A 22,221-nucleotide genomic window follows, 5' to 3' on the forward strand; every position below is an offset into this window, starting at 1 on the left:
GAGGATGCGCCGATGAGGCTCAGGAACGCGAGACGGCCTTATAACCTCGGTTATCGAGGGGATAATTTTGGTCTCCCACAGCTAAAATGCTGAGGCTATTGTTTTCCTGGTGATGCATCATTCGATGCTGCTTGGGAGACGCCGATGTATCCTGACCTCAAAGCCCGGCTTTCGGGACTTGCCTGCATTTTGGCTGGTGTCGTCATTTCCTGGCCGACGATCTTTGATCGACTGAGGCTCGCGCAGGAAGGCGTTCCAGAGATCAGTACCTGGTCCCTCGCGTCATTTCTGGTTGGACCGCTGATCGTTTTCGGCCTGACGCTGCTGATCCTTGGCGAGCGAACCGAAGTGCTGATGCGGGATGCCGAGAAAAAGCGCATGAAGCCGCTTGGAAACCTCATTGCCCTCGCCTGCGCCGTTGCCGGTTTTGGCGGCATGTTGGGCACGACATTCCTGCTGCAATCCTACGGGTATCAGTAGGCGCAGAGCGTCAGTTCAAAAAACTCAGCCTATCTGCGGTTCAGTGCGGCGTCGGCCTAAGGCGCCGCGCATGAGATCTGCGATTGCCCATGGCGCCCAGGCGAGGCCGAGCGAGAGCAGCGGCGTATAGATCAGGCCCCAATAGGTATTGAAGGGTTTTCCGACGACAGCGAAGACAATGATGACCGCCAGCACGGTCAAACTGGCCCTCGCACCCGTCTCGCCTGGCCACGCCAAAAGACCGAGCAGGGCCACCGGCAAAAGAACGGCATGGGCCGGCGTGGGCAGGAGGGCGAAAAAGCCATTGAAGGCTGAGGTCGCCAAGACGAAGCTCAAGCCGCCGAACTGGATCCAATCCTCGGCATAGCCTCTATCGGACGCGGTCACGTGCAACTGCACTTGCCCATAATGCCAAAGGAAATAGGCGCCATAGACAAGGAGCACGGCTGCGCAGGCCGACAGTTCGCGCCAGCGTTTGGCCCGCCATGCCAGCCAAATGCAAACCAGAATATAGATGCCGGCGAATTCGCGCGCAAAAAGCGCTACCGCGCCAGCGGCCAAACCCGCGCGGCGAAAGCCAGAACCATAAAGAGCGACCGATAGAAGGACCAAAACGCCGGCGACGAGTTCGCTCAGCAGCACCGTTCCGGGCGTAAAGGCGCCGGCCAAACTGAGCAGCATCACCACCCCGCCAAGCGATGCCAACCGCCAACCGCCTTGCTGATTAAGCACCCAGACCATGACATTGCCCGCAAGGACAGCGATGGCGATAAGTATCCACTGACCGACATCAAGGGATGGCATCACGCTCAGGATAAGGGCCAGGCCCGGCAAGCGCCAATTAAAAACAGACTGGGTGCCATAGCCGCTCGTGACCAATTGATGGTGCGCGGCGGCATAGTAGGATGCGCCGCCCTGCATCTCGGCGACGATGCGGCGAAAGAGAGCGAGGTCGCCGTCGCCGGCGGAAGAGATATTCTCTGGGGAAACTGGCACTTTCGCGGCAACCGCGAGGAGGAGCAGCATGAAGCATCCTGCCAAGGCCAGGATACCGATTGCTTGCCACCGACCTAGGCCGCTCCAACGGGTCATTGTTTGCTTCCGAAATGCTCGCTGCTCACCCTTACGAAAAGTCCGTAATTTTCGGTTAGTCGATCGAGGGCTCCGGCGAGGCCGCGCAGTGGCGCGCGCCCGAATTGACCGGCGCTGCGCAGAAAATAGGCAGCATGCTGCTTGACAGAGCAGCGAGAAGAGTTTGCAAAGCGAGTACTTGGAAAATTCACCAGAGTCGGGATTGCGCTTTTTTTCGCGCGATGAACCGGCCGGTTTGACGCGAGGTGCCGCCATGTCTGATACGGTCGAAGGTCGCTGGGGCGAGATATTTACGCCGCGCTATGCGACGGTGACGCTGATCCTCTGTCTTGGCGTGGCACTCCTCGCGTTCAACGCGTTCCTTGCCTCCATTTCGCTGCCGACGGCCGTGCAGGAATTGGGTGGCGTGGCGCTGATTTCCTGGGCGCTGACGCTCTTCCTGGTCTTTGCTATTGTCGGCGGTTCGGGCGCGGCGCTGCTCAAGCGGCGGCTCGGCGCGCGCAATGCCCTTCTTTTGTCGGCCGGCGTGTTCCTGATCGGTACGCTGATTGCTGGAACGGCGACATCGATGCCGCAGGTCCTCGTCGGCCGGGCGATCCAGGGGTTGGGCGAGGGCGTGGTATCTGCCATCTGCTTTGCGCTGATCCCTGAACTTTTCCCCTCGCGTCTCGTGCCCAAAGTTTTTGGCCTCCAGGCGACGGTCTGGGCTGTCGCGGCCTTTGGTGGCCCGGCGGCAGCCGGCCTTCTCACTGAACTCGTCTCCTGGCGCGCGGCCTTTCTCGTCAATGTGCCGCTGGTGCTGATCTTTGCGAGCATGGTGATGATCAAAGTGCCGGCGCGCGTCAGCGAGGGCGCCGAGGCGATCGGCTTTCCCGGGATAAGGCTCGGATTGATCGGCAGCGGCATCTTGCTCGTCGCACTGGCGGCGGTCGTCGCGCCCTTGCCCGCCACCGGTCTGCTGATTGGCGCAGCCGTGCTGCTCGTTGGCTCCGTCTGGCTCGACGGGCGTTCGGCGACGCGGCTGATGCCGCCCGATGCCTTCCGGTTCTCCTCCGTGGTGGGGAGCGGGCTTTGGGCCGTGTTGCTGATCAATATCGCGGGGGCCGGCTCGGCCGTCTATCTCGTGCTTGTCGTGCAGGAGATGTGGAGTTTTGGGCCTACGGCGGCTGGGGCGCTTGCCGCCGTCTTGGCCGTCGCCTGGAGCGCGAGCTCGATCACGGTCGCCAATGTCAAAAGCAAGGAAACGCGCAAGACCCTTATTCGCATCGGCCCGGCCATGATCGGCCTGGGGCTGCTGCTGGTTCTGGCTGGGCTCGAGCTAGACCAGGTGGCGCTGGTGGTTTTGGGCCAGATGGTGACGGGGTCAGGCTTTGGGCTGCACAATGGCTATTTGAGCCTGACGATAATGGAAGCGGCGAGCGATGCCGAGCGCGATCGGACCTCGGCACTACTGCCGACGACGCAATCGGCGGGCAATGCGATCGGTGCGGCTTTGGCCGGTGTTGCGGCCAATGCGGCGGGGCTTGCGACCGCGGTCTCGGCCAGCGACGTCAAGGTCGCCATCATCCCGGTCTATGTGCTCGGCGCGGTTGTCGCGGCAATGGCGCTGGTCGCGGCGTGGCGCATGGTCGGCCTCGTGCGGCCGCAGGATCGTGACTCGAGCTTTGCCGCGGGCTAGGCGATCGAGTGGAAAAATTTCCATGCGCTCGGGAAGGGATTGGGGGCATTGCGCGTATATGATCCATCATGATCGCCAAGCTGCCCAAGGTAACTGACCATATTCCCGATCTCCGGCGCTATGCGCTGGCGCTGACGCGCCGGGGCGAGGACGCCGAGGACCTGGTGCAGGAGACGCTGACCCGCGCCTATGATCGCCGGGCTGATTTCAAGCCCGGCGCGGCGATGCGGCCGTGGCTGATGTCGATCCTCCACAATCTGCATGTCGATGGCGTTCGCTCGCGCCTGGTGCGCATCCGGCATGCGGCGAGCGCTCCGGCCAATCGGGATTTTGCGCCAGCGAGCCAGGAAGATGCGGTGCGACTATCCGAAGTGCGGCGCGCCTTTCTCGATCTGCCCGAGGAGCAGCGCGAAGCGCTCCATCTCGTCGGGATCGAGGGCCTGACCTATCCCGAAGCCTCGCAAATCCTCGGCGTGCCTGAGGGCACCGTGCTGTCCCGCGTGTCGCGGGCGCGGCAAAGCCTGCGTGACCGCGAGCACCAGCCCTCGCGACGATTGCGCGTGGTGGGAGGTTCGGATGGCGCGTGAACCGATCAGCGAAACGGAACTGGCCTATTATATCGACAATCAGCTCGCGCCTGCGCGGCAGATCGAGGTGGAAGCCTATCTCGCGCAGGAACCGGTTTTGGCTGCCCGCATCATGGATGAGCTCAAGATCAACCACGCGCTGCGCATGGCAGCGACCGAGGCTGACAGCGTGGCCGATCCCGCGACCACCAACCTTGCGCTAAGACTGCAGCGGGCGGTGGCGCGGCGCATGGTCTTTCATAAATTCAGGCCGGCCTTGGCCGCTTGTTTTCTCCTGGCCGCGGGCGCGGTGGGCGGGGCGACAATGACCGCTGCGGTCTTCAAGCCCGATAGGCCGGGCTATCTCGAAGCCGCGCTCGAGGCGCATGCCGTGAGCCAGGTGCGCGCCGTGATGGTGTCGCAGCTCGAGGCGCCCGAATATGACCGGGACGAGCTGCTTTCGGCTACAGCCATCATCATGCCGACACTGCCCGATGATTGGGTGGTGACCGATGTGCAGGTCTATCCCTCTCGCTTCGGCCCCAGCGTTGAAATGGCGATCGATGCCGGTGGGCTCGGGCGGGCGTCGATCTTTGCCGCGCGACCGGGCGATTTCGTCACGATCGAGCCAACGACAGCCCCAAACGGCGATGCGACCCTGGCGCATTGGCAGATCGACGAGGTGGCCTATGTCCTCGTCAGCAAGGCCAAGCCGGACGCCATTATTGCGGCAGCAAACGGGCTTGCCGCGACCCTTGATTGAACGGAGACGATCCATGACGTGTTGTTTCGGTCGGCGCGGCGGCTGCGCCGCCATGGAGTTTTAGGCGAACATGCCCGACCCCAGTCGAAGTCTCGCCGAGGGTGATGTGCCGTCTCAAGACGATCATCGCCTCTCGGCCACCCTGCTGCGCATCGCCTCCGAACCGGGCCGCGAGCGCATCTTCATTCGCGATCTCCTTAGGGAACTGGACCATCGCGCCCTTGCGGCGCTGCTGTTCATTTTCGCGGTGCCCAACACCATCCCAGTGCCGCCGGGCGTTTCAGGTGTCCTTGGGGCGCCGCTGATTTTCCTTGGCGCCCAACTGATGCTTGGGCGGTCGCCATGGTTGCCGCGTATCATCGCCGATCGCTCTTTTGCCCGCACCGATTTCGAAAAGGTGGTGATCAAGGTCGGGCCCTGGCTGGGCAAGGCGGAAAAGCTGATGCGCCCGCGGCTCGAGATATTGGCGCGGCCGCCAGCCGAATATCTCGTCGGCGCCATGGTGCTGCTGCTCGCCATCATCCTCTTCCTGCCCATACCGCTCGGCAACATGCTGCCGGCGATCGCGATCTCCATTCTCGCGCTGGGGCTGATCGAGCGGGACGGGATCTGGATTCTCGTCGGGACGCTGACCGCCATCGTCTCGGTCATCATCGTATCCGGCGTCGTCGCAGCCTTTGCCTATGCCGCCTGGCTCGCCACAGCCGCCATCTTCTCCTTGTAAGAAACAGTCATGCTCGAGCCCATTCTGACGCTTCTGCTGGGAATCCTCGTGATCCTCGCCATCATCGCGGCCAATGGCTATTTCGTCGCCCAGGAATTCGCCTATATGGCGGTCGATCGCACCCGCCTGGCGGCGCAGGCGGCAAAGGGCGATGTCTCGGCCAAGCGCGCCCTGTCGGTTACGAGCCGCACGAGCTTCATGCTTTCCGGAGCGCAGCTCGGGATCACCTTGACGGGTCTTCTGGTCGGCTATGTCGCTGAGCCACTCGTCGGGTCGTCCCTCGGCACGCTGCTGGGCGGCGTCGGTGTGCCGACCGAAGTCGGTATCGCCACCGGCACCGTGCTGGCTCTGGTGTTCGCGACAGTCGTCCAGATGATCTTTGGCGAACTTTATCCAAAGAACCTCGCTATCGCGAGCCCAGAGCCGCTGGCCCGGGCCCTCGCGGGATCGACCCTTATTTATCTCGGCGTCATGGGCTGGCTGATCAGCTTTTTCGACAAGGCGGCAAATCTCTTTTTGCGCCTCTTGCGCATTGAGCCGGTGCACGATCTCGACGTCTCGGCCTCCATCGAAGATCTGCCGCGCATCATCGCGGATTCGCGTGACAGCGGCGATCTGCCGGTCGAACTCTCGCACATGATGGAGCGCATCATCGACTTCCAGGAGCAAGATGTTGCCCATGCCATGGTGCCGCGCTCGCAGGTCGACTGGATCGGACCGGACGCGACGATCGGTGAGGTTCGTCAACTGATGGCGCATGGCCATACGCGCTATCCCGTCATCGACGATGAGGAAGCGCCATTGGGCGTCGTTCACCTTGCCGACCTGCTGACCCAACTCGACGAGGCTTCGGGCGATAAGCTCGTCAGCTCCGTCATGCGGCCGGCCGAAGTGCTATCGAGCCTCATGAGCCTTCCCGCGGCGCTGCAGCAGCTTCTCGAACGCGGCGAACAATTGGCCTGTGTGGTCGATGAATATGGTGGCTTTGCCGGCATGCTGACCCTTGAAGATATCGCCATGGAGATCGTGGGCGAGATCAAGGACGAACATGACGCCGAGATCGATGCCGTCGTCAGGCAAGAGGCCGACGGCGTGTGGGTCATGGATGGGGACGCGCCACTTGACGAAGTCGAGCGCCTGCTGGACCGGACATTGCCGCGCGGCGAGGTCGAAACCCTCGCGGGCCTCCTGATCGTCGGAGCCGGGGCCTTACCCGTTGTCGGCGACACGGTGTCGATCGTGCTGCCCAGCGATCCCGAAGAGATTGTCGATGATCATCCGATCGAGCGACGTCTGGAGCTCGAGGTTCTTGAGATCGAGCGGCATGTGCCGACGCGGGTGCGCGTCAAGCTGATCGAGAGTGCGGAGTAAGATCATGAGCGGCACATTGTTCGTAACACTCATCACGACGCTCCTGATCGTTCTGAGCGCCTTCTTCGTCATCATCGAATTTGCCCTGCTCGGCGCGCGCCGGCATCGGCTGGAAGAGCAGGCGGGCCATAGTGCTTCGGCGCGTGCCGCCCTGCGCGGCATGAACGATTTGACACTCATGCTCGCCGGCGCCCAGCTTGGCATTACGGTCTGTACCTTTGCGCTTGGCGCCATCACCAAGCCCGCGGTCGATCACTGGCTTGGGCCTAATCTTGCCGCGCTCGGCCTGCCCACTATCGTTGCGGACAGCGCTTCTTTCGCGCTCTCCATGTTCTTCGTCACCTTTCTCCATCTCGTCGTGGGCGAAATGGCGCCCAAATCCTGGGCCATCGCGCATCCCGAGCGATCCGCGATGTCGATTGGTTTGTTGGCACGCGCCTACATCTGGCCGCTGCGGCCCATTCTTGGCTGGATCAATTTCGTCGCCAATCGCCTGGTCGCTGCGAGCGGTGTCACCCCGGTCGAAAGCGCAGCGGTGGGCGGCCGGGATATGGCAACGATCCGGCAACTGGTGGAGCATTCCGCCAAAGTCGGAACGCTCGAGCCGCAGATCCAGCGGCAGATCTCAGGGCTTGTCGAGCTTGGTACCATGCCGGTGCGCGAGATCGTCCCAATCGCCCATCGCCTCGCCGCGGTGTCACCGCAGGCAACGATAGGCGAGGTTCGGCGCGTCGCGCGCGAGTCAGGCCATATGCGCATCATCATGCTGACGGAAGACCCGGCGCAGTTAAAGGTCGTCCACGTGCGCGACACCCTTTTGCGCGGTGACGACGAGCCGGCGCTCGATACAGCAAGGCCAGCGGTGACGCTCGAAGCAAAGACGCCCGTCTATGAGGCCCTGGCGAAAATGCGCGAAAACAGCGTCCAACTCGCCGTCGTTCTCGCCGAAGGCAAGGTTGGGGGGCTTGTCACTTTGGCCGACATCACTAAGCGCCTGCTGCCGGCTGGCGACGTCAGCGTATAGCAAAGTCGCTTCCGTCGCGGTTGCTCAGCCAAGATGCCGTCAGGGATCGGGGATGGCGAGAGCTATTGTCGAGATCAATGGCCCTTTGCCACCTGACCATCGCGGTAAGGCAAGTTGGGATTGAAAACAGCAGATAGCGCGGAAAAGAGAGCGTCGTAGACCGATGTGCCGCTCCAAAAAAGCGAGCAGCCTCAGTGCTATCCAACCTCTGAACGGCACCCGTTCAATGCCTATTCCCGTCGGCTGTCACGTTTCAATTGTGGCCCTGAGCGGGCAGTTTCGCGCACAGAAACGTGAATCTGCATTTTAACTATAGATATCCAAGGCTTTGAAACCGATCACTTTTTTCGCGCCGAAATTGCCGGAACAGCGAAGACAGAAAGCGGTTATCCTCCCCGACGCCGCAACTGCGGGTCACTTACGAGCGACACTCTCAAGGGTGTAACTCCTCGCCCGACGAACGGGCAAACAGAAGAAGGAACAATCAAATGTCGATTCTTGATCAGCTTCTTGGTGGTGGTGATAACGCTTCCGTCTCGAACAATTCGGACACCTCCAGCAATGAAGTCGGGGCTAGCCCAGTGCTTGGGTTCAGCCTTGATGACGTGCTCCACTCTTCGAGCACCGATGATGACGGCGACTCCTCTTCATTCACCGGTATTGGTGGCCTGAGCCTTGGCCTGGGCGCCCCGATCTATCTCGGTTCGAGCTCGTCGAGCGAAAGCTCCGACCAGCAGGTTTCGGACAGCGATAGCGGTGGTCTGCTTGGTGGCCTGCTCTAATCCAGCAACCATCACGAATTGGCGGGGTTCTTCGGAACCCCGCCTTTTCTTACCCGGAACACCTCATGGCAGCAGAAAACAAGACAAATAATGAGCTGAGCCAGGCGGTTCGCTCCCAACTGCCGCATTTTGCGGTGGCGGGCGTCTTCAGCGGCGTCATCAATCTGCTGTACCTGAGCTCGCCGCTTTATCTGATGCAGATTTATAATCGCGTCCTGGTGTCCGAAAACGTCACGACACTGATCCTGCTTACCCTGATCCTCGTCTGCGCCCTTCTGACCATGGGCGCGCTTGACGCCTTGCGCGCGCAATTGCTGGTGCGTGCGGGCATGCGGCTCGATCGCTCGCTCGCGGGGCGCGTCTTTGATGCTCTGGTGCGCAAGTCGGCGCGGCTTGGCTTTTCCAAAGGCAGCCAGACATTGCGGCAACTGGACCAGTTCCGCACCTTCATTACCGGCCCGGGCATCTATTTCGCGTTCGATCTACCCTGGATCCCGCTCTATCTGCTGCTGCTGTTTTTCATCCATCCCGTCTTGGGCGTGGTGTCGACAGTTGGCGCTGTCATCCTCTTGCTTCTGGCTCTCGTCAACGAGCGCACGACCCGGCCCTCCTTGCGCGTCGCGGAGACCGAGGGCAACCGGGCCTATGCCTTTAGCGAAAATATTCTTCGCCATTCCGATGTCGTCGTGGCCATGGGCATGCAGCCAGCCATCGAAGGCCATTGGCAGCGCAGTCGCGACACGATGTTGGCGAGCCAAGGCATGGCCAGTGATCGCAACGCTGTCGTGTCGTCCGGCATCCGCTTTGCGCGGCTCTTGCTCCAGGCCTTGATGCTGGGCGCAGGCGCGTGGCTTGCCATCGGACAATATATCCAGCCGGCAACGATCTTCGCCGCTTCCATCATCATGGGCCGCGCTTTGGTTCCCGTTGAGCAGGGCGTTGCGACGTGGAAGCAGTTTACTGAAGCGCGGACGGCCTATCGCGAAGTTTCAAAACTGCTCGATGAGGTTCCGGGCCGGGAAGACAAGACCATCGTGCCTGCCAATCAGAACGGACTGACCGCCGAGCGCGTGTCCTTTGCTATTCCGACGCGGCCCGAACCCATCCTGCGCGATATCAGTTTTGCGATTAAGCCGGGCGAAGCAGTCGGCATTGTCGGCCCGAGCGGCTCGGGAAAATCCACCCTCGCGCGCCTCCTGATCGGCGCCATTCCAACGACGGCAGGGACGCTCTCCTTCGGCGATCTCAGCTATCGGAGCTGGGACCCGACGGTGTTCGGGCGTCAGATCGGCTACCTGCCGCAAGATGTCGGTCTTTTTGCCGGCACTGTGCGGGAAAACATCGCGCGCTTCGGCGATGCAGAGATCGAAGATATCGTCATTGCCGCCGAGAAGGCCGGCATTCATGACATGATCTTGGGGCTGCCCAAGCAATATGACACCGAACTCGGGCCCGAGGGCGTCGGCCTTTCGGGCGGTCAGCGGCAGCGGCTGGGTCTCGCGCGGGCGCTCCTCGGCCAACCCGCTTTGCTGGTGCTCGACGAGCCCAATGCCAATCTCGACACGGCGGGCGAAACCGGCCTTCGCCATGCGCTCGAGGCTTTGAAAGCGGCAGGGACCACCATCGTCCTCGTGACCCATCGCACGACCGTGCTCGAAATGGTCGATCGCATGATGTTCGTGCGCAATGGCAGGCTCGAGGTTTTTGCCAAGCCCGACGACGTTTACCGGCACATCAAGGAGAACGTCGTCCCTGAAATGCAGGCGGCAGAATGATGAACCCTGGCGAAACCCTCAACAGCAAATTCCTTAATCCCGGCACGCCGGCCCGCTTGGGCTTTCTCGTCATCGTGGTCTTCGCCATGGTGATGATCGGCTGGGGTGCGCTGGCGCCGCTCTCGGGAGCAGTGGTAGCCAATGGGGTTTTGCAGGCAGAAGGCGGCCGCCAGGCGGTCCAGCACCCCTATGGCGGGGTTGTCACCGAACTGCTTGTCGCCGAAGGCGATAGCGTGCGCGAAGGCGAGGTGCTGATGCGGCTTTCCGATGCCGAACCGCGCGCGCAAGTCGATGTGCTCTCGGCAGAGCGAGATACCTTGCTCGCGGCAGAGGGACGGCTAGAGGCAGAACTGGCCGGCGCGACAGAGCCGGCTTTCCCCGATGATCTCCTGTCGCGCCGGACCGAACCAACTGTCCAGCAGGCAATGAACAACGAAATCGCGCTTATGGGGGCGCGGGCCGAACAATTCGAGACGCGAAAAAATGTGCTTTTGCAGCAAAAGGCGCAACTCGACGAACGCGTCAACTCCGCTCAAGCCCAGATTGCCGGGCTCGATCAAAGGCGGGCCTCCATCGCGGGCGAGCTTGAGGACGCGCAGGCCTTGTTGGCCCAGCAATTGATCGAACGCAGCCGGGTTTTGGAGCTTGAGCGCTCGCTCAACGACATCGATGCCCAGGCGTCCGTGCTCCGCGCCGATATCGCGACGGCCAACAAGGCGATGGCCGAGGCGGATTTTGAGATTTCTGGTCTCGACCGCGAACGCCAATCGGCCGCGAGCGAGGACCTGCGCGCCAATCAGGCGGCGCTTGCCGCTCTCAACCCAAAACTTGCGGCGGCAGAGGACGCACTGATGCGGACGGACGTGACGGCAACGGCCAGCGGCCGGGTTGTCGGCCTCTCCGTCATCACGGTGGGCGGTGTCGTCTCGCCCGGCCAGGAACTGCTCTCGATCATCGCTTCGGATGGGCCGATGATTGTCGAAGCACAGATGCGGCTCGCCGATGTGACGGATGTAACCCCCGGCGAGGTGGCCGATATCCGACTTCTCGCGGTGCCTGCCTCGATAAGGCCATCCCTGAGCGGTACGGTCGAGACTGTTTCGGCCGACCGCGTGATCGACGATCGGAGCGGCCAGTCGTTTTATGCGCTGCGGGTTTCGCTCGATGCGCAGCAAGTCGCCGATGCCGGGATCGACATGACGGCCGGCATGCCCGTTCAGGTGGTCATTCCCACCAAGGGACGCACGTTGATCGATTACCTCACCAGCCCGCTCCTCGATGAGGTGAGCGGCGCCTTCCGGGAACGCTAGGAGATTTGAAATGACCACTCCGCAAAAGCAACGGCGTCAGGACGACAACCGCCAGCCCGCCCAAACCCCGCTCGCCGACGCGATCGTCCTGGGAACGGCAGCCGGCGGCCTGGTCCTGGGCACGATGCAGGCGCAAGCGGCGACGGCAGAGGCGTCGGACGTGCATACGCCGGTGCCCGGTTTGGATGTCGGCGACCACCCGGCGACAACAGGACCGGCAGCGGAATTGGACAGCGCGCAGCAGGCCGATCAGGAGCCGGCTTTGGCCCCAACCGGCATGGATGATCCAGCGCAACTAGCAGTGATGCCGGTTGAGGCAGCGCTTCCAAGCCCGATGGTCACATCGGTGGAAGATCAATTGGTCCATGAGCTGTCGCAACAGATGGCGGGTACCATCTCCAAGGTGATGGAAGGCGCAGAGCCTGGGATGAGTGCGGAAGCGTTCAGCCAGGCGATCTCCAGCGACATCGTCCAATCTGCCCAGGAAATTGTCGCGCGCCTCGATATAGGCTCGCTGCTGACCAGTAGTGATAACCTCGGCGAGACCACTCTCGCTGAGATCGATCCTGTTTCGATGGTGGACGGCATCTTGGGTGCCACCGCAAACCTGGCCGATACGATATTGACCGATGTCGGCGCCCTGCCATCCGAAATTTTGGGCGGGACCATTGGCGATCTCGCCGACCTGCCATCGGCCCTTTTGGGCAATGAGGGCCCAGACGGCTCGGATGGATTGCTCTCGGACTTGTTCTATGCCGATGGAGGCAGCGATAGCTTGGCTATACCTGACCTCAGTGATGCAGCGTCGTCGCTCGTGGCAGACGTCGGCAGTTCGGTGGGCGGACTTTTGGGCTTGAGCTACACCGATGTTCCGGACCTCGCCGGCTCCCACGGCTTGAACGCCCTGAGCCTTCTTTAAGGCTGGATTTCAATGCGAGACGGCAAACCCGAGCGATATTCCGACATCGGGTAAGGCCTGAGGACTGGAGCGGGTGAAGGGAATCGAACCCTCGTCATCAGCTTGGGAAGCTGCTTCTCTACCATTGAGATACACCCGCATTCCGGTGTTGACCCTAGATGCTGGAAATCGGGGTCAGCGTCAAGACGGTCTCAGGGGAACGGTTTGAAGTGTTTTGAAAGCTTGAGTGTCTGGGCTTGATAGTTCGAGCCGAGCGCCGAGCCATAGAGACGGTCGGGCGTTTCCGCGAGGCTCTCGTAGATCAGGCGGCCGATGATCTGCTTGTGGCCGAGAAGAAACGGCACTTCACGGCTGCGCACTTCGAGGACGGCGCGGCTGCCTGTGCCGCCGGCGAGGGAATGGCCAAAGCCGGGATCGAAAAAGCCGGCATAATGCACGCGAAATTCGCCGACGAGCGGGTCGAACGGAACCATTTCGGCGGCATGGCTCGGCGGCACATGCACCGCTTCATGGCTGACGAGGATATAGAATTCATCAGGATCGAGCGTCAGCTCCGGGCGGCCGCGGCTATAAAGCGGCTCCCAGAAATCGAGGACGTCGAGCGCGCTTTTCCTGTCGACATCGATCACGGCGGTATGGCGCTTGGAGCGGAAGCCGATGAGGCCATCGCGGCCTTCGCCCAAAAGATCGATCGAAAGCGCAACGCCGCCATCGACCGGCAGATCGCCGCCGATAACCAGCGTGTCGCTGGCATGCAGCGCCTGATGCTCGGATGACGAGAGACGCGTATCGCCGGAGCGGAACCGCATCTGGCTCAGGCGAGACCCTGTCCGCACCAGGACGGGAAAGGTGCGCGGGCTGACTTCGAGATAGAGCGGCCCGTTATAGCCTTTTGGCATCTGATCGAAGCCACGCGCGCGATCGCCGATGACGCGGGTAAAGACATCGAGCCGGCCTGTCGAGCTCTTGGGATTGGCCGAGGCGCTGACGTCAGGCGGAAGAGCGAGACTTTCCTGCAGCGGCACAAGATAGACGCAGCCGCGCTCGAGCACCGCGCCTCTGGTCAGGTCGATCTCGTGGAGCGTCAGCGCTTCGATGCGCTCGGCCATCGAGTGGGCTGGGCCGGGCAAAAAGCTCGAGCGCACGCGATAGGCGACATCGCCGAGCCTAAGATCAAGGCTTGCCGGCTGCACCTGGTCGGCGTCGAATTCGCGTGTCGCTGTGATCGCGCCTTGCGCGTGAAGCTTTTCGATCAGGCGCGCGGGAAAGACGCCTTGGGGCCAAGCCTCTTGCATGCTGCGCGCTCCGTCAAATCAGGGGTCGCTCTCCCTAGCAAAGCGCGGAGATTGACGCCACCGGCCAATTGCGGTTTAGTCCCAAGCAGTGGTGATTTGGCCGGTCGCTTGCAGCCACTTTAAATAAGTCGCTAAAGACCGTTATTGGAACCGGCCGCCATTCGCGCGCCGGTTTTTTGTTTGAAGGCAGAGCCATGTCCAAAGAGAAAAATCCCCTCCTTGATCCAGCCAAGCATTCTGCGGCGACGCAAATGGTGCATGGCGGGGGGATGCGCTCGCCGTTCAACGAGACCAGCGAAGCCATTTTCCTTAATTCGGGCTATTCCTACCCCAGTTCGGAACATGCTGAATTGCTGTTCCAGGGCAAAATCCCGGGCGGCCACAACTATTCCCGCTTTGCCAACCCGACCGTCGACATGTTTCAAGAGCGCATGGCGCTGCTCGAAGGCGCGGAAGCCAGCCGGGCTTTTGCCTCGGGCATGGCCGCGGTCACCAATGCGGTGATGAGCCAGGTGCGCGCGGGCGATCATATTGTTGCCGCGCAAGCGCTGTTCGGCGGCTGCCGCTATGTCGTCGAGGATTATGCACCGCGCTTTGGCGTCGAATCGACGCTTGTCGATGGCCGCGACCCCGCCAATTTTGAAGCGGCTATGCGCCCCAATACCAAGGTCGTCTTTATCGAGACCCCGACCAATCCGACGCTGGAACTGGTCGATATCGCTGCCGTCGCCAAAATCGCGCATGCCCATGGCGCCAAGCTGATCGTCGATAATGTCTTTTCCACCGCGCTCTATCAAAAGCCGCTCCAGCTCGGAGCCGATCTCGTCACCTATTCGGCGACGAAACATATCGACGGGCAGGGCAGGGTGCTCGGCGGCGTAGTGCTCGGCTCGAAAGCGCTGATCGAGGGCGATGTCCACACCTTCCTCCGCCAGACCGGCGCGACGCTGAGCGCCTTCAATGCCTGGGTGCTGCTCAAGGGCCTTGAAACCTATACGCTGCGCGTCGAGCAGATGACCAATAGCGCCGAAAAGGTCGCCGAGGCGCTGGGCTCGCATCCCAAAATCGCGCGCGTCATCTACCCGCACCACAAGAGCCACCCGCAATATGAACTGGCCAAACGCCAGATGACGCGGGGGTCGACGCTGCTGGCGCTCGAGGCCAGGGGTGGTCAGGAGGCTGCGTTCGCCTTATCCGACGCGCTCGCGGTGATCCTGATTTCCAACAATCTCGGTGACGCCAAGTCGCTGATCACTCATCCACGCACGACGACGCATGCGCGGTTGACCGAAGAGGTCCGGCTCGAAACGGGCGTGACGCCGGGTCTGCTGAGATTGTCGGTTGGTCTCGAAGATCCAAATGATCTGATTGCCGACCTGATGTATGCGCTGGATCAGGTGTGATGACCTCTACGTCCGGTCACCCCCACCTAGCCTCCCCCTCGAAGGGGGAGGGACAGTTTCGTGGTCGGGACACGATCAAGCTACACGCGCAGAAGTATTCCTCCCCCTTGCAGGGGGAGGCTAGGTGGGGGTCTTTGCGCGCATTCCTCGCGCTGGCGTTCTTCGCCCTCAGTGCCCCCGCCGTCGCCCAACCCCTCCCCAATCACGCCGATCCCGATGCCCGCGAAATCCTGCCGATGCAGGGCGCCGTGCCGGCCATTCGGTTCCTGACCACGGCGGATTTCCCGCCGTTCAATTTTCGCGACAGCACCGGGGAACTGATTGGCTTCAATGTCGATCTCGCCAAGCGCATCTGTGCCGAGGTCAATATCGCTTGCACGCTCCAGGCCTGGCCGTGGGATCAAGCCGCTAATGCACTGGGCGATAACCAGGGCGATGCACTGATTGCCGGTCTGGCAGTCAGCGCTGAAAACGGCGAACGCTTCGATTTTTCATCGACCTATCTGGCCTTGCCGGGACGCTTCGTCACGCGCACCGACGACGCCGCGAGCTTTTCGGTAGCGGGTCTTAAAGGCAAGACCGTTGCCCTGCGCGAAGGCAGCGCCCATGCCCAATTCATGGCGCGCTATATGCCGGACGTGACGGTTGCGCCCTTCGCAACCGAGATCGACGCGCTTTCCGCGCTTCGTGATGGCAAGGCGGATGCCTATTTCGGCGATGCCATGCGCACCGCGTTCTGGCTCAATGAAAATCCCGACTGCTGCAGCTTTGCCGGCGAACCCTATTTCCGGCCGGAGCTCTTTGGGGAGGGGCTCACCATCGCCGTTCCCGCTGGAAACGACGCCATCCGGCACACCATCGATTGGGCACTCGTCCGCCTCAAGCAGAACGGCGCCCTCGATGAACTCTATCTGCGCTGGTTCCCTGTCGGCTTTTATTGAGCCGGCAGACGACGGTGGCGGGCGCGGGCCGCGACTTCGATTGCGGCCGTCGTCAACCGATCGATGCTGAGCTTGTCGCGGAGCATTTCGAGAAAGCGCAGCTCTTCCTGTTCGAGATGGAGGTCAACGGCCGTCACCTCGACCGCGAGGGCATAGGCGGTATCTTCGAGCTTCTTGGGCAAGGCGGCCAAGGCATTGTCGAGCACGCGATCGAGGCCATCGGGCTCGTTCAGCATATCCGCGCAATCATTGGCGACCGCCATCAGCCTCGATTTATCAAAGCCTTCGAACACCGGCAGGCGGTCGATCAGGGCCTGGATGCGAAACAATTCGCGCTCCGTCATGGTGCTGTCCGAGGACGCAGCGACAAGCATCACGTGGATCAGAGCGTCATGGGCAGTGGTCGTCATGGTGCTTTCCGGCAAAGAGTAAACAGGCACAAGAACTAGGTCTCCGGCTGCACTTTCGCAACCACCTGCGACATTGACGTCAAAGCGAGGGAATGCGACACCGCATGCCTTGCCTGTTTTCTCGTATTTTCCGAAAGGCCGCCAGCCCGTGTCGTCCGCTGCTTTGCCCGAACTTGACCCCTCCTTCTTTGAGCCTGCGCAGACCGCTCGCGCCTGGCCGTTTGAAGAAGCGCGCAAGATCGTCAAACGGCTCGAAAAGTCGGGCAAGGGCGAAGCCCTGTTTGAAACCGGCTATGGTCCTTCGGGCCTGCCCCATATCGGCACGTTTGGCGAAGTGGCGCGCACCACCATGGTCCGCACGGCCTTCCGCCTGTTGACGCGTGACCAGATCCCGACGCGGCTTCTGTGCTTTTCCGACGATCTCGACGGCATGCGCAAGATCCCGGACACCGTCCCTTCCAAGGAAGCGATGGAGCCGCATCTGCAAAAGCCGTTGACCTCGGTGCCGGACCCGTGGACCAACGAATATGAGAGCTTTGGCCACCACAACAACGCCATGCTGCGCCGCTTCCTCGATACCTTTGGGTTCGATTACGAATTTGCGAGCGCGACGGACTATTACCGCTCCGGCCAGTTCGACCCCGTATTGCGCCTCGCGGCTGAGCGCTATCAGGCCATTATGGACGTCATGCTGCCGACGCTTGGCGCCGAGCGTCAGGCGACCTATTCGCCATTCCTGCCGATCTCGCCGATTTCGGGCCGCGTGCTTTACGTGCCGATGAAGGAAGTGAACGCCAAGGACGGCACGGTGACCTTCGCGGACGAAGACGGCCGCGACACCACGGTTCCGGTCACAGGCGGCCACGTCAAGCTGCAGTGGAAGCCTGACTTCGGCATGCGCTGGGCCGCGCTCGGCGTCGACTTTGAAATGTTCGGCAAGGATCACCAGACAAATCAGCATATCTACGACAAGATCTGCGCGATCCTCGGCGGCACTCCGCCCGAGCACTATGTTTACGAGTTGTTTTTGGATGCCGAAGGGCAAAAGATTTCAAAATCGAAGGGCAATGGCCTGACGATCGACGAATGGCTGACCTATGCGCCGACGGAGAGCCTTGGGCTCTACATGTTCCAGAAGCCGCGCGTCGCCAAGCGTCTGCATTTCGATGTCATCCCGCGCGCGGTCGACGAATATTTCGCCCATGTCGCCTCTTATGAGAAGCAGGAAGCGGCAGCACGGCTCGAAAACCCGGCCTTCCATGTCCACTACGGCAATGTGCCCAAGGTCGACATGCCGATCACCTTCGCGCTGCTGCTTAATCTGGCGACCGCGTCGAACCCGGAAACCCCGGAAGTGATGTGGGGCTATATTTCGGCCTATGCGCCGGGGATTTCGGCCAAGACCCACCCGCATCTCGATGCGTTGGTCGGCTACGCCATGCGCTACTTCCGCGATTTCGTGAAAAAGACCTATCGGGCACCGGACGATGTCGAACGCGCCGCGCTCGAAGGGCTTTCCGCTGCGTTCGCGGCGCTGCCCGCCGATGCTGATAACGAAACGATCCAGAATGCGGCGCTCGATGTCGCGCGCAATATCGAACGCTATCAGGATCACACCAAGAAGGGTCCGACCGGCGGCCCCGGCGTGTCCGGCGAGTTCTTCCAGATGCTCTATCAGGTGCTGATCGGGCAGGAACGCGGCCCGCGCTTCGGGTCCTTTGCTGCGCTTTACGGGATCGAGAACACGCGAAAGCTGATCGACAAAGCGCTGGCCGGCGAGCTGCTGAACTAGCGCGCCATCCCCTCCCTTCCTCCCCCGCGATGGGGAGGGAGTGGGCATGCCTCACAACCCAGCCGCTACCCCAAAACTTTCCTGAAAAACACCACGCGCTGCGTTTCGGCAAAGCCCAGCGCGGCATGCATCGCAAGGCTTGCTGCATTCTCGGGCGCTGCATCTGAAGCAAATTCAGTGCAGCCTTGGGCGCGGCTCCAGCCTTCGACGGCGGCAATGAGCGCCCGCGCCACGCCTTGGCCGCGCGCCTCCGGCACAACGAAAATCCCTTCAAGAAACGCTACCGGCGAAGTCTTGCAGCCGTTGACGTAGTCGCGCCGCAGCGCGGCTTCGGCAAAACCCAGCGCCGCGCCATCCGCACCTCGTGCGATCAGGTTGATCGTCTCGCCAGGATCGTCAAGCAGTTCAGCAATCTCGGCCGCATGCTCGCCATTGCCACCGCTGGGCCACAGCGCCGTGCGCATGGATGTCCAGTCCCCGGCGTCACTCGGGACGGCGGGAGCGATCGTTACTGGCTGGCCCAGATGATCCGCGCGATCCATTCGATATCCTTCATGTTCAATATCCGCGGCCCATAGGCAGGGTTCAGCGAATGAAGTTCGATCTGGTTGGCCGTCTGGCGATAGAGGATTTTGGCCATGACCTCGCCCTCGCGCGTCTTGACGACGACGCGATCGCCGCGCCGCACCTGTTCGGTGGGCGAAACCACGACCCGGTCCCCCTCGCGATAAAGCGGCTCCATGCTGTCGCCCTGGATTTCGAGCGCGTAAATCCCGGGATCGCCCGGCGTGGGCAGGCTGACCTCGTCCCAACCCTGTCCGGCGGGAAAACCCGCGCTATCGAAGAAGCCGCCGGCCCCCGCCTGGGCCAGACCGAGCAGCGGCACCGTGCGATAGCGGGGGGCATCCATATGCAGAAAGGTGCCGCCCGCGAGAAACGAATCCATCGTCTCTCCCGTCGCTTCGAGCACTTTGGCGATGCTTTCCGTCGACGGCCAACGCTCCCGCCCGTCCTTGCTTACGCGCTTCGAGACATTGAATGCCGTGGCGTCGAGCCCCGCCAATTTGGCGAGCGCCGACACCGATAGGCCATTTCTTTGCGCCACAGCGTCGATACCGTCCCAGAGGGCCCGATGTGAAAGCATGTCACAGCCGTAAAAGGAGTTTGATCATAGATAAGGAAATTAGTCCTAAATTAGCCCTCTCAACTGGCCCTGTAAAGAGCCGAAGCGCGCTTGCCGATCCGCTGCGCCTTGTCTAGTTTCGCGCCATGTCGACACCCGAACTGATCTACAAAATCACCACGACCGCTGTTTTTGCCCCGGCCCACGCATCCGGCCATTTCACCGGAATGCCGATCGATGCTGCAGACGGCTACATGCATTTTTCGACGGCGAGCCAACTCTCGGAAACGCTGCGGCTGCATTTTGCCGGCCAGTCGGGTTTGCTGCTCCTTGCGGTCAAAACGGTGGATCTGGGCGATAAGCTCGTCTGGGAGCCCTCGCGCGGTGGCGAACTCTTTCCCCACCTTTATGGCGGACCGCTCGATATCGCCGATATTCTTTGGGAAGAGCAGATCAGCGTTGCTGCGGACGGTTCGTGTCATTTACCGGCCGGTGTGAAATGATCTTCTCCGCCTTCTCGCCACTGCTGCGCAATGCCGGTTTGGCCAATCTGACGCGCGACGCGCTTTTGCGCATGGACCCGGAAACCGCGCATGGCGCGACGATCACGGCTCTTCGCATGGGTCTTGCGCCGACGCAGGAGCGGCCCGATCCGGCAGAGCTCGCGACCAGCCTCTGCGGTCTCGACCTCAAAAACCCGATCGGCATGGCAGCTGGCTTTGACAAGAATGCCGAAGTGCCGCGCCCATTGGCGCTGATGGGTTTCGGCATGGTCGAAATCGGCACGGTCACCCCGCGCCCGCAGGCCGGCAATCCAAAACCGCGCCTGTTCCGCATTCCGGAGGCTGAAGGCGTCGTCAATCGTATGGGCTTTAACAATGAGGGCCATGAAGCCGCGTTCGAGCGCCTGAAAGGCCTTCGTGTTCCGGCAGCGCTCGGGGTCAATATCGGCGCCAACAAGGACAGCGAGGATTTCGTCGCCGACTATGTCGCGGGCGTCAAACGCTTTGCCGATCTCGCCGATTATCTGACGGTCAATATATCCTCGCCCAACACGCCGGGTCTGCGCAATCTCCAGGCCGATGAGGCCCTGACGCGGCTGCTCGATGCCGTGCTCAATGCGCGCGCCAAGGCCAAGACCCGCGTACCCACGCTTCTCAAGATCGCGCCCGACCTCGACGAAGCGGCGATGGATGCCATTGCGCGCGTCATCGGCGCGACCGATCTCGATGGCCTGATCGTCTCCAACACCACCATTTCGCGCGATCCGGTCGCCGGCCTCGAAAATGCCGATGAAATGGGCGGCCTCTCGGGCAAACCGCTCTTCACCCTCTCGACCCAGCGCCTTGCGCAAATGCGCCAGCGCGTGGGGGCGCTACCGATTGTCGGCGTAGGCGGCATCCATTCGCCGCAGACCGCGCTCGCCAAGTTCGAAGCTGGCGCCAATGCCATCCAGCTCTATTCCGCGCTGGTCTTTGGTGGTCTCGATCTCCTGGAGCGCATCAAGGCAGGTCTTGTCACGAGCGTGCGCGCCTCGGGCAAGAAAAACATCACTGATCTTGTTGGCACCAAGACCGATGCCTGGGCCCGCGGCGAGGCTTAAGAACTGACGCCAGAGCAGATCCGCGCCGCTTGTGCTTCCACATCGCGCGGATCGAGCGTCACCGTCAGGTCCTGCCGGAAAATGTCCTCCGAGATGATCCGCACGCATTCGCGAAAGGGGCTCGGCTTGAGCACCACGGCGCTTGCAACGATTGCCGCTCCCGCGACGACGGCGAGCGCAATCGGCCAGGTCTTCACTGCGCCACGTCGAGCGTGATGATCACATCGGCTCGTCCCTGCGTGTCCATGACGCGATCGTAATTGGGCAAGTCGTTCCGCTCGATATGGGCGCGGTTGCGCTCCTCGGTAAACAGCCCTTCTTCGCCGTGCCGCTTCATCAACCGGGCCCGGACGAGATCGCGCTGCACGGAGATGAACGCTGCATAATCAAGCAGCGGCCGCACCGCGGCCCAATCGCCGTCATCGAGAAGCAGATAATTGCCCTCGACCACCAGCACCTTCACCTCCGGGGGAACGGTAAAGGCATCGTCGACTGTATCCTCGATCTTTCGCGAATAACCCGGACCGCTCATGGCCTCCGTCGCCACCTTGAGCCGGCTGAGGAACTGCGCGAAGTCGCTTGCTTCGAAGGTGTGCGGCGCCCCTTTGAAATCCGTCTGGCCCATGGTTTCGAGCTTGGCGTGCTTCATATGGAAGCCATCCATGGGCACCAGCGCCGCAAGCCCCGGCTGCGCCGCATTAAGCGCTCCAACCAGATCCGCCGCCAGCGTCGATTTGCCGACGCCCGGGCCACCCGCGAGACCCAGCACTATGCGCCGGCCTTCTGCCTTATCGGCCGATTGCTGCGCAATGACCGTCAATTCGGTCAGCGCATCGATCGGGGTCAGCGTCAGCTTGCCGGAGAGCATCAGCGTGCCCGCAACAGACGCAGGACAATCCAGACCGGGATCACGATCGCGGCACCCGTTACGATATAGGCGCCAAGCTGACGGAAAACGCCGCCGCCATCGCGCAGCACATCGCGGATTGCATCGGTCGCGCCACGCACGAGATCGGCGGCATCGAAGCCGAAAACGGTCATGAGAAAGCCGACGAAAAGCGAGATCAGCAGCAGTCTGATGGCTAGCGCCATCGGCCGGTCGCCCAAAAACCGGTCGAGCCCGGAACGCGGGTCGGGGCGTAGGTCTTCTGTCATCGGTTCGCTCCGTTT

At 61.9% G+C, this 22,221-nt stretch carries 24 protein-coding genes, 1 tRNA gene and 1 riboswitch; of the genes, 16 read left to right on the top strand and 9 right to left on the bottom strand.

Annotated features, from left to right (window positions below):
* Positions 1-144 precede the first annotated feature (144 nt).
* Positions 145-480 (top strand): hypothetical protein, encoded by a 336-nt coding sequence (locus ASE94_RS03995; RefSeq protein WP_062629303.1) that lies wholly within the window; start codon positions 145-147, stop codon positions 478-480.
* A 24-nt stretch (positions 481-504) separates the two neighbouring features.
* On the opposite strand, the gene ASE94_RS04000 is transcribed toward ASE94_RS03995, so the two are convergent.
* The gene (locus ASE94_RS04000) at positions 505-1,506 is read right to left on the bottom strand and encodes a hypothetical protein (RefSeq protein WP_062629304.1); all 1,002 of its coding nucleotides are present in this window, start codon (positions 1,504-1,506) and stop codon (positions 505-507) included.
* Positions 1,507-1,825: 319 nt separating this feature from the next.
* On the opposite strand from ASE94_RS04000, the gene ASE94_RS04005 reads away from it, so the two are divergent.
* The 10 genes from ASE94_RS04005 to ASE94_RS04050 all read left to right on the top strand — a co-directional run bounded on the left by ASE94_RS04005 (position 1,826) and on the right by ASE94_RS04050 (position 12,484).
* Complete coding sequence (locus ASE94_RS04005) at positions 1,826-3,250, top strand: MFS transporter (protein ID WP_062629428.1); 1,425 nt, start codon at positions 1,826-1,828, stop codon at positions 3,248-3,250.
* Positions 3,251-3,318: 68 nt separating this feature from the next.
* The gene (locus tag ASE94_RS04010; protein ID WP_062629305.1) at positions 3,319-3,837 is read left to right on the top strand and encodes a sigma-70 family RNA polymerase sigma factor; all 519 of its coding nucleotides are present in this window, start codon (positions 3,319-3,321) and stop codon (positions 3,835-3,837) included.
* Complete coding sequence (locus tag ASE94_RS04015) at positions 3,827-4,579, top strand: hypothetical protein (RefSeq protein WP_062629306.1); 753 nt, start codon at positions 3,827-3,829, stop codon at positions 4,577-4,579. Before ASE94_RS04010 ends, ASE94_RS04015 begins: the two co-directional genes overlap by 11 nt.
* Before the next feature lie 70 nt (positions 4,580-4,649).
* Entirely contained in the window at positions 4,650-5,303 is a 654-nt protein-coding gene (locus ASE94_RS04020; protein WP_062629307.1) for an exopolysaccharide biosynthesis protein, read from the top strand.
* 9 nt (positions 5,304-5,312) lie between these two features.
* On the top strand, positions 5,313-6,674 hold the full coding sequence (locus ASE94_RS04025) for a hemolysin family protein (protein WP_062629308.1): 1,362 nt from the start codon (positions 5,313-5,315) through the stop codon (positions 6,672-6,674).
* Between the two features lie 4 nt (positions 6,675-6,678).
* Positions 6,679-7,698 carry a hemolysin family protein gene (locus tag ASE94_RS04030; RefSeq protein ID WP_062629309.1) on the top strand — a complete coding sequence of 340 codons (1,020 nt, stop codon included), beginning with the start codon at positions 6,679-6,681 and terminating at the stop codon, positions 7,696-7,698.
* 488 nt (positions 7,699-8,186) lie between these two features.
* The gene (locus tag ASE94_RS04035) at positions 8,187-8,480 is read left to right on the top strand and encodes a hypothetical protein (RefSeq protein WP_061907611.1); all 294 of its coding nucleotides are present in this window, start codon (positions 8,187-8,189) and stop codon (positions 8,478-8,480) included.
* Between the two features lie 65 nt (positions 8,481-8,545).
* Positions 8,546-10,255, top strand: a complete 1,710-nt coding sequence (locus ASE94_RS04040; RefSeq protein ID WP_082460880.1) for a type I secretion system permease/ATPase — start codon at positions 8,546-8,548, stop codon at positions 10,253-10,255.
* Positions 10,252-11,565 (top strand): HlyD family type I secretion periplasmic adaptor subunit, encoded by a 1,314-nt coding sequence (locus ASE94_RS04045; RefSeq protein WP_082460882.1) that lies wholly within the window; start codon positions 10,252-10,254, stop codon positions 11,563-11,565. The genes ASE94_RS04040 and ASE94_RS04045 overlap by 4 nt, the downstream gene beginning before the upstream one ends.
* Before the next feature lie 10 nt (positions 11,566-11,575).
* Positions 11,576-12,484, top strand: a complete 909-nt coding sequence (locus tag ASE94_RS04050; RefSeq protein WP_061907613.1) for a hypothetical protein — start codon at positions 11,576-11,578, stop codon at positions 12,482-12,484.
* A gap of 65 nt (positions 12,485-12,549) precedes the next feature.
* On the opposite strand, the gene ASE94_RS04055 is transcribed toward ASE94_RS04050, so the two are convergent.
* Positions 12,550-12,623 (bottom strand) — tRNA-Gly (locus ASE94_RS04055).
* A 52-nt stretch (positions 12,624-12,675) separates the two neighbouring features.
* Complete coding sequence (locus tag ASE94_RS04060; RefSeq protein WP_082460884.1) at positions 12,676-13,779, bottom strand: 2'-deoxycytidine 5'-triphosphate deaminase; 1,104 nt, start codon at positions 13,777-13,779, stop codon at positions 12,676-12,678.
* A gap of 78 nt (positions 13,780-13,857) precedes the next feature.
* A riboswitch (SAM riboswitch) is annotated at positions 13,858-13,933 on the top strand.
* Positions 13,934-13,973: 40 nt separating this feature from the next.
* On the opposite strand from ASE94_RS04060, the gene metZ reads away from it, so the two are divergent.
* Together metZ and ASE94_RS04070 are read left to right on the top strand one after the other, a co-directional pair.
* On the top strand, positions 13,974-15,182 hold the full coding sequence (gene metZ, locus ASE94_RS04065; protein ID WP_062629311.1) for an O-succinylhomoserine sulfhydrylase: 1,209 nt from the start codon (positions 13,974-13,976) through the stop codon (positions 15,180-15,182).
* Positions 15,183-15,316: 134 nt separating this feature from the next.
* The gene (locus ASE94_RS04070) at positions 15,317-16,123 is read left to right on the top strand and encodes a transporter substrate-binding domain-containing protein (RefSeq protein ID WP_061907615.1); all 807 of its coding nucleotides are present in this window, start codon (positions 15,317-15,319) and stop codon (positions 16,121-16,123) included.
* Here the strand turns inward: ASE94_RS04070 and ASE94_RS04075 are convergent.
* Complete coding sequence (locus tag ASE94_RS04075) at positions 16,117-16,533, bottom strand: tellurite resistance TerB family protein (RefSeq protein WP_062629312.1); 417 nt, start codon at positions 16,531-16,533, stop codon at positions 16,117-16,119. The two genes, ASE94_RS04070 and ASE94_RS04075, sit on opposite strands and share 7 nt — an antisense overlap.
* Before the next feature lie 148 nt (positions 16,534-16,681).
* Between ASE94_RS04075 and ASE94_RS04080 the strand changes: the two genes are divergently transcribed.
* Positions 16,682-18,325, top strand: a complete 1,644-nt coding sequence (locus ASE94_RS04080) for a lysine--tRNA ligase (protein ID WP_061908066.1) — start codon at positions 16,682-16,684, stop codon at positions 18,323-18,325.
* 65 nt (positions 18,326-18,390) lie between these two features.
* Here the strand turns inward: ASE94_RS04080 and aac(6') are convergent, their stop codons facing one another.
* Both aac(6') and ASE94_RS04090 read right to left on the bottom strand, forming a co-directional pair.
* Positions 18,391-18,867 carry an aminoglycoside 6'-N-acetyltransferase gene (gene aac(6') / locus ASE94_RS04085; RefSeq protein ID WP_082460888.1) on the bottom strand — a complete coding sequence of 159 codons (477 nt, stop codon included), beginning with the start codon at positions 18,865-18,867 and terminating at the stop codon, positions 18,391-18,393.
* The gene (locus ASE94_RS04090) at positions 18,834-19,469 is read right to left on the bottom strand and encodes a helix-turn-helix transcriptional regulator (protein WP_062629313.1); all 636 of its coding nucleotides are present in this window, start codon (positions 19,467-19,469) and stop codon (positions 18,834-18,836) included. The genes aac(6') and ASE94_RS04090 overlap by 34 nt, the downstream gene beginning before the upstream one ends.
* A gap of 125 nt (positions 19,470-19,594) precedes the next feature.
* Between ASE94_RS04090 and ASE94_RS04095 the strand changes: the two genes are divergently transcribed.
* Complete coding sequence (locus tag ASE94_RS04095; RefSeq protein WP_062629314.1) at positions 19,595-19,951, top strand: DUF952 domain-containing protein; 357 nt, start codon at positions 19,595-19,597, stop codon at positions 19,949-19,951.
* Entirely contained in the window at positions 19,948-21,051 is a 1,104-nt protein-coding gene (locus ASE94_RS04100; protein ID WP_082460890.1) for a quinone-dependent dihydroorotate dehydrogenase, read from the top strand. The genes ASE94_RS04095 and ASE94_RS04100 overlap by 4 nt, the downstream gene beginning before the upstream one ends.
* Here ASE94_RS04100 and ASE94_RS04105 read toward each other — a convergent pair.
* Genes ASE94_RS04105 through ASE94_RS04115 form a run of 3 tightly spaced genes read right to left on the bottom strand, consistent with a single transcriptional unit; the run spans position 21,048 to position 22,206 of the window.
* Entirely contained in the window at positions 21,048-21,248 is a 201-nt protein-coding gene (locus ASE94_RS04105) for a hypothetical protein (RefSeq protein ID WP_062629315.1), read from the bottom strand. The two genes, ASE94_RS04100 and ASE94_RS04105, sit on opposite strands and share 4 nt — an antisense overlap.
* Positions 21,245-21,919: a hypothetical protein gene (locus ASE94_RS04110; RefSeq protein ID WP_082460892.1), complete on the bottom strand. Its 675-nt coding sequence runs from the start codon at positions 21,917-21,919 to the stop codon at positions 21,245-21,247. The genes ASE94_RS04105 and ASE94_RS04110 overlap by 4 nt, the downstream gene beginning before the upstream one ends.
* Positions 21,919-22,206: a DUF6460 domain-containing protein gene (locus ASE94_RS04115; RefSeq protein ID WP_156351836.1), complete on the bottom strand. Its 288-nt coding sequence runs from the start codon at positions 22,204-22,206 to the stop codon at positions 21,919-21,921. The genes ASE94_RS04110 and ASE94_RS04115 overlap by 1 nt, the downstream gene beginning before the upstream one ends.
* Positions 22,207-22,221 lie beyond the last annotated feature (15 nt).

It is taken from the genome of Devosia sp. Leaf64 (assembly GCF_001421945.1).
Lineage (GTDB): Bacteria > Pseudomonadota > Alphaproteobacteria > Rhizobiales > Devosiaceae > Devosia.

Bases quoted from the DNA above. Each gene is read 5' to 3' on its own strand.
- ASE94_RS04100 (WP_082460890.1), top strand. From the start codon at position 19,948: ATGATCTTCTCCGCCTTCTCGCCACTGCTGCGCAATGCCGGTTTGGCC.
- ASE94_RS04115 (WP_156351836.1), bottom strand. From the start codon at position 22,206: ATGACAGAAGACCTACGCCCCGACCCGCGTTCCGGGCTCGACCGGTTT.
- metZ (WP_062629311.1), top strand. From the start codon at position 13,974: ATGTCCAAAGAGAAAAATCCCCTCCTTGATCCAGCCAAGCATTCTGCG.
- ASE94_RS04075 (WP_062629312.1), bottom strand. From the start codon at position 16,533: ATGACGACCACTGCCCATGACGCTCTGATCCACGTGATGCTTGTCGCT.
- ASE94_RS04000 (WP_062629304.1), bottom strand. From the start codon at position 1,506: ATGCTGCTCCTCCTCGCGGTTGCCGCGAAAGTGCCAGTTTCCCCAGAG.
- ASE94_RS04005 (WP_062629428.1), top strand. From the start codon at position 1,826: ATGTCTGATACGGTCGAAGGTCGCTGGGGCGAGATATTTACGCCGCGC.
- ASE94_RS04110 (WP_082460892.1), bottom strand. From the start codon at position 21,919: ATGCTCTCCGGCAAGCTGACGCTGACCCCGATCGATGCGCTGACCGAA.
- ASE94_RS04040 (WP_082460880.1), top strand. From the start codon at position 8,546: ATGGCAGCAGAAAACAAGACAAATAATGAGCTGAGCCAGGCGGTTCGC.
- ASE94_RS04095 (WP_062629314.1), top strand. From the start codon at position 19,595: ATGTCGACACCCGAACTGATCTACAAAATCACCACGACCGCTGTTTTT.
- ASE94_RS03995 (WP_062629303.1), top strand. From the start codon at position 145: ATGTATCCTGACCTCAAAGCCCGGCTTTCGGGACTTGCCTGCATTTTG.
- ASE94_RS04050 (WP_061907613.1), top strand. From the start codon at position 11,576: ATGACCACTCCGCAAAAGCAACGGCGTCAGGACGACAACCGCCAGCCC.
- ASE94_RS04025 (WP_062629308.1), top strand. From the start codon at position 5,313: ATGCTCGAGCCCATTCTGACGCTTCTGCTGGGAATCCTCGTGATCCTC.
- ASE94_RS04020 (WP_062629307.1), top strand. From the start codon at position 4,650: ATGCCCGACCCCAGTCGAAGTCTCGCCGAGGGTGATGTGCCGTCTCAA.
- ASE94_RS04090 (WP_062629313.1), bottom strand. From the start codon at position 19,469: ATGCTTTCACATCGGGCCCTCTGGGACGGTATCGACGCTGTGGCGCAA.
- ASE94_RS04030 (WP_062629309.1), top strand. From the start codon at position 6,679: ATGAGCGGCACATTGTTCGTAACACTCATCACGACGCTCCTGATCGTT.
- ASE94_RS04010 (WP_062629305.1), top strand. From the start codon at position 3,319: ATGATCGCCAAGCTGCCCAAGGTAACTGACCATATTCCCGATCTCCGG.
- ASE94_RS04060 (WP_082460884.1), bottom strand. From the start codon at position 13,779: ATGCAAGAGGCTTGGCCCCAAGGCGTCTTTCCCGCGCGCCTGATCGAA.
- ASE94_RS04015 (WP_062629306.1), top strand. From the start codon at position 3,827: ATGGCGCGTGAACCGATCAGCGAAACGGAACTGGCCTATTATATCGAC.
- ASE94_RS04045 (WP_082460882.1), top strand. From the start codon at position 10,252: ATGATGAACCCTGGCGAAACCCTCAACAGCAAATTCCTTAATCCCGGC.
- ASE94_RS04035 (WP_061907611.1), top strand. From the start codon at position 8,187: ATGTCGATTCTTGATCAGCTTCTTGGTGGTGGTGATAACGCTTCCGTC.